At 66.5% G+C, this 8,434-nt stretch carries 7 protein-coding genes; 3 read left to right on the top strand and 4 right to left on the bottom strand.

The genetic code is table 11. From position 1 onward, the window contains the following. Positions 1-610: 610 nt before the first annotated feature. Both ACNAVT_RS10860 and ACNAVT_RS10855 read left to right on the top strand, forming a co-directional pair. A complete protein-coding gene (locus ACNAVT_RS10860; protein WP_416295183.1) occupies positions 611-1,402 on the top strand; it encodes a transposase in 792 nt (263 codons plus the stop codon). 9 nt (positions 1,403-1,411) lie between these two features. Then, a complete protein-coding gene (locus tag ACNAVT_RS10855) occupies positions 1,412-2,098 on the top strand; it encodes an HAD family hydrolase (protein ID WP_416295181.1) in 687 nt (228 codons plus the stop codon). A 661-nt stretch (positions 2,099-2,759) separates the two neighbouring features. Here ACNAVT_RS10855 and ACNAVT_RS10850 read toward each other — a convergent pair. Then, complete coding sequence (locus ACNAVT_RS10850; RefSeq protein ID WP_416295179.1) at positions 2,760-3,554, bottom strand: replication initiator; 795 nt, start codon at positions 3,552-3,554, stop codon at positions 2,760-2,762. Between the two features lie 331 nt (positions 3,555-3,885). Here ACNAVT_RS10850 and ACNAVT_RS10845 point away from each other — a divergent pair, with 331 nt between their 5' ends. Beyond that, positions 3,886-4,323, top strand: a complete 438-nt coding sequence (locus tag ACNAVT_RS10845) for a hypothetical protein (RefSeq protein ID WP_416295178.1) — start codon at positions 3,886-3,888, stop codon at positions 4,321-4,323. A gap of 746 nt (positions 4,324-5,069) precedes the next feature. On the opposite strand, the gene ACNAVT_RS10840 is transcribed toward ACNAVT_RS10845, so the two are convergent. The 3 genes from ACNAVT_RS10840 to ACNAVT_RS10830 form a co-directional block, all read right to left on the bottom strand. Then, positions 5,070-5,222, bottom strand: coding sequence for a hypothetical protein (locus ACNAVT_RS10840; protein ID WP_416295176.1), 153 nt, complete (start codon positions 5,220-5,222; stop codon positions 5,070-5,072). A 601-nt stretch (positions 5,223-5,823) separates the two neighbouring features. After that, on the bottom strand, positions 5,824-6,375 hold the full coding sequence (locus ACNAVT_RS10835) for a hypothetical protein (RefSeq protein ID WP_416295174.1): 552 nt from the start codon (positions 6,373-6,375) through the stop codon (positions 5,824-5,826). A gap of 419 nt (positions 6,376-6,794) precedes the next feature. After that, on the bottom strand, positions 6,795-7,349 hold the full coding sequence (locus tag ACNAVT_RS10830) for a hypothetical protein (protein ID WP_416295173.1): 555 nt from the start codon (positions 7,347-7,349) through the stop codon (positions 6,795-6,797). Between the last annotated feature and the right edge of the window lie 1,085 nt (positions 7,350-8,434).

The raw sequence follows: 8,434 nt of genomic DNA, 5'->3' as shown, positions 1-8,434 counted from the left end.
TGACCGCGCGTCACGCAGCGTCACAGTCCGTCGATTGAACGCCCGCACTGCCGAATTGCGCTCTATCAGATCAAGGCGGCCCGCAAGCGGGCCGCGCCGGCCGCGCTCGGCCTGCTGGCGGCGCAAGCGCCGGCATCGGCCGGCGCGCCGGCCGATAAGAGCCTTTGCCTCCGGCGGGGGCCAGACGACTCCGAGATGGAGTTGCCGAACGGTTCCGGTTCGCGGGTGGTGGGATGCCATCCCGTCAGCCACCGACCCAGGCAGAGCCGAGCGGGCCAGGGCCAGGGCGCCAAGGTCGTTCGTCCAGTTGGGCGCTCCACCTTGTCACCCTGGCCCTGGCCCGCTCCACGGTGTGTGGGTCGGCGGCAGACAGTGAGGATGGTGGGGTGGGTCGCCGGGTTGGTCTGACTCACCGGCAGACCGACGAACGTTGTCCTTATCCCGATTCGTCGGCCGGCTCGGTGACCTCGCGAGCTGCATGTCACCGGTCAGGCGTCGTGACTTGATAGGAGCCTGTGCGAGAGGCGCCCACCACTGTGTTGTCCGCATCGCCTGACCGGTGACGTGTCCACAGATCTCGACGCAGACGAGAAAGGCGGACCTCACCAGCATGGCAGCCAAGAAGCGCTCGGTCATCGGTGGTGTCGACACCCACCGCGATACCCACCACGCCGCCGTCATCGACAGCACCGGCGGTCTCCTGGCCGATGACGAGTTTCCCGCGACCAGCGACGGCTACGCCGACCAGATGCGCGGCCTGGTCGCCGCCGCGCCCGAAGCTCTGCGGTCACAGTTGACCAAGCTCAGCGTTGCCGTCCTGGTCAACCGCTGCACCGCCCTTACCGTCGACCCGACCCGGCTCGACGACCCGGAACAGGCCACCGCTGCCGCGTTGGCCGGACTCGCCCGCCGGGTCACCATGTTGACCGAGGAGATCACCGCCCTCGACCGGCAGTTGGGGCCGCTGGTCCGCCAGGCCGCACCCCGCACCAGCGCCTTGTTCGGCGTCGGCACCGACGTCGCCGCGCAGTTGCTCACGACCGCCGGCGACAACCCGGACCGGCTGCGCTCCGAAGCGGCACTGGCCCACCTCTGCGGCGCGGCACCCATCCCCGCCAGCTCCGGACGGGTGCGCCGCCACCGCCTCCATCGAGGAGGCGACCGCGGCGCCAACCACGCCCTGCACACCATCGCCCTCTGCCGCCTGCGCTACGACCAACGCACCCGGGCCTACCTGCACCGGCGCACCACCGAAGGCCTCAGCAAGCGGGAGATCCTTCGCTGCCTGAAGCGCTACATCGTCCGCGGCCGCCCTACGCGCCGACTTCGCCGCCCTCGCCCCTTGACATCCATAGGAGCATCGGGATGGCAAGCAAGGTGGCAGCGGTGCCGATCTCAGTAGGATGCTGAGATGTCTCGACCAGTGATCTTCGACCTCTTCCACACCTTGATCCACGGAGCCGACGAGGAGCGTGACCGGGTAGTCGGCGAAATGGCGGTCATGGTCGGCGTGGCTCCGGCCGAGCTGGTCGCCGCCTACCACGCCACCTGGCGGGACCGGCTGGTCCGGTGGGACGTGGAGGAGACCATCCGCATCCTCGCCGGACGCCTCGGCGGCACACCGACCGACGCACAGGTGGCACGGGCCGGTGAGCATCGGCGAGCCCTCGGACGCCGAGTGCTGGACAGCGTCTCGCCCGCCACCCTGGACGTGCTCGACGCGCTACGCGCCGACGGTCGTCCGCTGGCCCTCATCAGCAACGCCACCTCGGACACCTCCGAGCCGTGGCCGCAGAGTCCGCTTGCCCGACGGTTCGATGTCGCGATCTTCTCCTGCGATGTCGGGCTGGCCAAACCCGACCCGGCGATCTATCACCTTGCTGCCGAGCGCCTGGGGGTCGAGCCGGCGGAGTGCTTCTTCGTCGGCGACGGCTCAGACGGTGAGCTGCCCGGGGCGGCAGCGGTCGGTATGACCGTCTTCCGGACCACGGAGCACAACGACACCGACCCCAGCTGGGGCGGGCCGGTTATCCAGACCTTGGGTGAGCTGCCCGCCATACTCCGAGAGCCGTCCAAGGTCATGGAGCCGGCCGAGTAGAGCGGTCAGTACAGCCACGCGTACAGCCAAGCCCGCCGACGGATACCGCCCGGGGTCGATGGCAGGCGACACGGCGAGCAGCTCAGCGGCAGTCATCGACCTAGGCAGACAGCCGTCTTGATCTTTGCAAGGCAGGGTCATGATGTACGCGTGGCGTGGAATGCACGGGAGGCACTGGACCGCTGGCGCCGGCGCAGACCCGGGAAGGCAGCACGAGTTGCCTGGTCCCTCGCCTTCCTTGCCGGCTATGCGCTGTGGAGCTGGGCCGTGCACGACTGGGCAGATGCCCACGGCTACCGCGGCTTGCTCGACGGATGGCGCCCGTGGTACCTCGCCGTCGCCGCCGTGACTCACTGGCCGATCGCGTGCCTCCTCTGGTGGTCGATGTACCCGAGGGCAGGACTGCTTCCCTGGACGCGGGAGTGAGACGACCACCCAGGCTTACGGATCAGAGCGCGGGCCGGGCCATCCACGGGCCACAAGGTGGTGTAACCCAGGGCCAAACCAGGCCACGCGAGAGCGCGTCGAGCAGGCGTAGAGGCCCACTTGCAGCCGATCTTGTGCGATTCCCAAGCTGACAGTGCGGGTTCGATTCCCGTCACCCGCTCCAGCGCGAGGCCCCAGCTCAGGACACGTTTCCTGGCTGGGGCCTCGATCGTTGCTACCGCTTCTTGCGCTGGCCGTGCCCGCTACGTGCCCGATCCTTGGTCTGTTTGATCTGCGAGCTGAGGCCATCAGCGATGTGCTCGTCGCGCTCCCGCGCGGTGTGCTGATAGATCAACGCGGCCCGGGTGGAGGCGTGGCCCATCCGGGCCATCAGGTCGGCCAGGGTGGCACCGGTCCGAGACGCCAGGGTGTTTCCGGTGTGCCATAGGGCGTGGAAGTGGAAGCCGGGCAGGCCGGCCGTCGCCACCGAGTCGCGCCACTTGCAGGCGCTCTGGAAGTTCGAACGGCGCAGCACGGCACCCTTTGCTCCAGTGAAGGCGAGCGGTACGGGTGCCGGCATCAGTCTTGGGCGGTCATCGTCGGCGTGGGTGCGGTGGCAGCGCATCGACACACCGTGCGGGCACGGCTGCGGGTGGCGGCGGGGCCGGCACGGGATCCGGCGGCCGGCGCGGTCGGTGCGTTGGGTGTGCACGGGCCCGAACGACGGGGCGGTGAACGTGCCGAACACCGCCGGATGCTGCGCCACGGTGGCGGGGATGCCCTTGCCGCCGGCGACACCCGCCTTGACGAGTTGGTAGGCGTCGCGTTGGTAGGTGCGGGCGCAGGAGGGACAGACGGCGTGGTGGCGGTTGCCGCACGGCTTGTAGATCTCCCCGTCCTGCAGGTCAGCCGTCGACACCGACGCGAGGAGTCGGCCGGTGGCCCGGTCAATGGTGGCGACCTCGCCGGAGAGGCGGATCGGGTGGGAGCAGCCCGCGGCTGCCTTCACATGGTCGAGCCAGTCGAACACTTGAGGGTCGCAGGCACGAGCGAAGGCGGACTCGTCACGGCCGACGAACGCACCCTGCGCAACGCGAGGTCACAGCGTGCCATCGAGCGACTTGGAGCGCACCGGGAAGGTGTGTGGCGCAACCATCGGCTACTCAGCACCGGCCGATACCGCGACAGCGTCTTCTACAGTTTCATCGACTCCGAACGGCCCTCGATCCGCGACAAGCTCGTAGCCTCCTTCTCGTAACGCAGGAGGCAACCAGACAAACCCAAATAAGGATGAATTAGGGCAAAGCGGGCAACCTCGATGCCACGAACGAGCGTCTGTGATTAATGAACAAGGTGTGGTCATGGTTCTGAGTTCCGATCGTATGGTCGATGCCGGAGCGGTCACCCAATTCGTTGCTGCGCCTCCGGTTGATGGCGGAATACCGACAAGTGCTCTTGCGGTAGGTGCAGTTCTGCTCTTCGGCTCTTGCTGGTTTCTGATTCCAAACTGGTGGCGAAGCGGGCTCAAGGGAGATGTGTTCTTCACAGACCACCTGAATCGCGCGTTCTTGGCTAACGTCATGTTCTTGACGTGTCTGACCCTCGCGGTCGTCCTCATTGCGGCCGAGGAGCACAGCTGGATCTCCGTGGACGCCGCCAAGATTTTGATAATCCCGATTGGAGTGGCGGCAGTCTTGTCGGCCTTATCGATCGGCACCATTTATGCCTTCAACTGGCCAGAGTTTCTGGTGCCACCGCGGATGAGGAGCCAGCCTGGCAGGTTCAAGGGGCCTTCCTGACCGTTCCATGGGATCCCGGCCGCAATGCCGATGACCTGCTCTGGCCTCTGGCGGCTGAACATGGCGGCCCACGCTCGGTCTCAGATGCCAATGCCCGACGAGGCTGGCCAGGCGGCCACGAGCGCAGCGGACGAGGCAGCCAGCGCCGCGCACGGTTTGAACCACAGCGATCCCCCCGTGGCTTCCGCTCGCTGTCCACCCCCGGGGCACTCCTCGGGCGGGGCGTAGGCACGAATGGTGCCGGTGTGCCGCGCAACTCTTCCGTCAGCGGTGAAGGCTACGAGGCGTTTACAGACGGGGCACCGGCCCCGCTGGTGCTGCGAGCGCTGAGTCACCTTGCCTCCTCGGGTAGGTCGTTGCACGTCTTCAGTTTCATCCGTCGAGCTATGCCGCCCATCGTTGCCGATCGACTCGGAAGCGGGCTGATCACGGCGGGCACGAACGGTCGTGGACCTCCTGCCCTTGACCTGGCCCACCAGGGCCTTGCCGGCCGTGATCTTCGTCTTCCAAACTGACGGTGCGCGTCACACGCGATGGTCTGCCGATTGTTCCCGTAACAGCGTGAGGTGGGTGACTATCTGGGTGACGACGGGTACGAGCGGTGGTGGACGTCCACGGACTGTTGTGGACGGTTGCCGCAGTTAGATGCCCGTTGCGGTGCAGGTCAGCGAGCCGTGTTGGTTGCCTGGGGGTCAAGGAGTCCGGGGAGCACGACGACCAGGCGGTGGAGCTACGCCCGGTGCCGTTTACGAGATCGGCTGAACGTGGACCCACCGGCGTACTGACAGCCGCCATCGCAGGGTGCCCTTGTGGCCGAAGTTGCCCCGTTCGATGACGTCCGCGTCGAGCGTGACGGCGAATTTGGCGTAGTAGGTTCGGCCACGTTCGGTGGTCCGCATGATCTCCGTAGGCCACCGGGCCGCCTCACTCACCAGGTCGCAACGCACTTGGCGGTGCCACCAGCGTCCGGGAACGTCGATCTCGAACCGGCTCCATTCCCAGTGGGCCTAGTAGACGCCGTCAAACCGGCCCGACGAGCCAACCGTGAGCACGTGTCCGGGTCGGTCCATGGCATCCATGGAACCAGAAGGTTGGGCACCGTGCGATGGGTTCAAGCCTCAGCCCTCAGCTGAGCCCGTGCCCGATCCGTGCCCGATGCAGCGGTCAACACCGGCCAGCGGAGGTCCATTGCAGAGCTTGGCCGTGTTGCCCGTACGTCCATGAGCAGCCAGCACCACGCCTGGGGGCCGCGACCCAACCCGATTCCCAAGCTGACAGTGCGGGTTCGATTCCCGTCACCCGCTCCACGCGAAAGGCCCTGATCAGGATTCGACTCCCGGTCAGGGCCTTCGATGTTCCAAGGTCAAAGATCATGCGGCGTGCCATTAGCGTGCCATTAGCCTTGGTCGCCGCTGAGTCTGAGCGCTGCAAGGGCTAGTAGCGAGAATCGAGTTGTCTAGCCCGCTGGTGCAGGGGCGCGGTCAGTCTGAGCGGTCGGGCCTACGCTGGCTCGACCGACAGCAGGTAGCGAACCACTGCCAGTGCGGCACCAACTGCAGCTGCGGCCAGGACAAGGTTTCCGTAGCGGATACGGCGCTCCACCTGGCCGTCGTTCGGCTCTTCTGGGACCTGGTCCAGCATGGCCGTCACCCCCTGCCGTTGGTGGCGGCCTGCGTTCATCTGGTAGCCCCTCGGCAGGTTGAGGTTGAGAGCTGCGAGTCGAATCGAACGTGCGTTGCGCACCAGGAGGTGAGGGGTGAGGTGGTTCTCGGTGTCTATGCCCTCGACGAGGCAACGGGGGATGAGGTAGCGCCGGAAGGGGTTCCTGACAATCACGTGCGTTGGCGCGACGACGATCGAAGCCGCTGGCGCAGCCAGGTAGACCCCAACGAGGCCGGCAGCGTCCATGGCGAGCAGAGAGGCCATAAGTGCAGGTCCCCTGGACCACTGCACCGCTACCGCTACCGGAATCAACCACCCCAAGCCCCATACAAGGGCGTTCACCACATGCACCGGCTCCAGCCGCCGATAGGTTTGCCGGACGTTGACCACAGTCGGACGGTAACGACAGCAGGCAAGCACGAGTGTCTGAGCATTTGCGTTGCCGAATTGACCTCTTAAGGATCAAGGCGGCCCGCAAGCGGGCCGCGCCGGCCCGGCCCCGGCCTGCTGGCGACCTCCGGCCGGCATCGGCCGGCCCGGCCGGCCACGCTTGGGGACACAAGACCTGGAAGACCTCAGGGTCCGCCCCGAACCCCGGCCCTCCTCAGAGATGCCGCCGCGGCTCACCTCGTCGGGCACCACAAGGGCTACCAGCCTCCTCGGGCGGGGTCAAGGTCGTTCGTCCGGTAGGGCGCTCCACCTTGTCCCCGCCCGAGGAGGCTGGACGGTCTACGACTGTCCGACGAGGAGATCCGCTTCAGCGTTAGCCGCCCGCGCTTTCCATCTCACGGAAATGCGCGTATGGCCGCTCAGCCACACAGCTGCCAGGCGCTTCTCTGTAGGGCGATGGGGTAGCTGACCTCTCTGATCTGTCGATCGGCGGTCTCAACCGAGAATCGCATCGGCAATGGCCCACTCTCGAACGCGGTCGAGCAATCGAGGCGCAGCTTGACATTGAACGAGCCAGTACCGCCGGGGCGTAGCAACCGAGACTCGCCGGTGTAACGGACCAGGGCACCCGGTCCTTGCCCAGTCACCGTACGAACCGTAATCGGCACAGGGCCAGCGTTGGCCACTGCCAGTTGCCCGTCCATCTGAAGGACGCCCGGGATGTCCTGATTCCCGTTAATGATGGACGCGGGGTAGACCACCAGGGAGACGGAAGCGTTACGCTCCCGCTCCTCCCGTGAGTCTCGCAGCTCGCTGACACCGACACCGCCGAGCACAACGCCGACCACGAAGGCAGCGACGAGCCGTACATTCATCTTCCGTCTGGCCATGAGGAGGCCAGGGGTGGCGTCGCCCGACTCCGCCGGCTTGTGGTTGTACTCGTCTAGGTCGATCATCTCGCACTCCGCCGACATGGCGTCAGCGTAGGGCCCTCCCTGGCCACGCATCGACCGGCCGTACAGCCAGGACCGTCAACCGTGTTGCCGCGCTCCTTGCCTTCCTTGCCGGCCTTGTCCTTGCATCCCAGAGATCGGCCGGGGTGAATTAGCCCGCCGGGCACCACAAGGGCTGGACGGTCTACGACTGCACGACGAGGAGATCCGCCTTCACAGCGAAGGTTCCTGGCGAGCCTTCCCTAGGACCTCGGCGGGTCGGTTCCGTCGCATGGGACGCCGATACCCAGCTGTACTTGCGCCGTCTGCCCCCGCGACCGAATTGTGAGCGGTAGGCAGGTTGCCCGCGCAACCCATGTGCCGCCGACAAAGGCCAGCCACTGAGGCTGGTCATCGACAGGTGCGCAGGCACGCACATGGGCGCTCACTGCTGGCACCGCTGGTGAGCCCCATCCGAGACGTGCCCTGTCCTCCCACCCAGGCGCCACCCGAAGATCAACCACTGCGCCGCCGCGTACGACCAATCCCCATTTGGCGAACAGCCGGGCTGCCGGATCCGCTTCCGCCGATTCCTCTGCTTGAAGCACCGGCCGGTCGGGCACCGCGACGTCCTCCCCCACGAGCCGATAACCTGCCGGCGGTTCCTGCATCGCATCGACCGATACAGTGCATGACTCCTGCCTCGTGCTCCCGTCAGTTGACGGGGACGCGCTGGGGCCAGCCCTCAAAGATGCGGTTGGTGTCGGTGGTCGGGCCTCACCCTGGTTGGAACCTCTTGAGGATGTACAGGCAGCCGGTGTCACCATCAGGCAGACGCTAACCGGCCACCACACCATGCGGCTGGTCCTTCGCACGCGCGTTACCTCCTGAACGGCGAGGCCTACGACGGTAAGGGCGCGATCCGTGAAGCGTCACCGTACCGGAAGGCGGGATTCATTCGAGGCCGTCCATCCGTAAGCTTTTCCACTCCAAGGCCGGCAGCGGTCCGCATTTGGTCCGCAAGAGGTCCACGGATGGCAGGGGAGCGGTGAGAGATGCCGAGAGGGATTTCCGCTGCTCCATCTTTGACATAGGCCGCCACACTCTTGTCGGCGATGATCTTCGGT

The organism is Micromonospora sp. SL4-19, assembly GCF_047921475.1.
In the GTDB taxonomy this organism is placed as follows: Bacteria; Actinomycetota; Actinomycetes; order Mycobacteriales; family Micromonosporaceae; genus Micromonospora.
The sequence above is the reverse complement of the archived record's forward strand: the minus strand, read 5'-3'. Positions and strand labels throughout refer to the sequence as shown.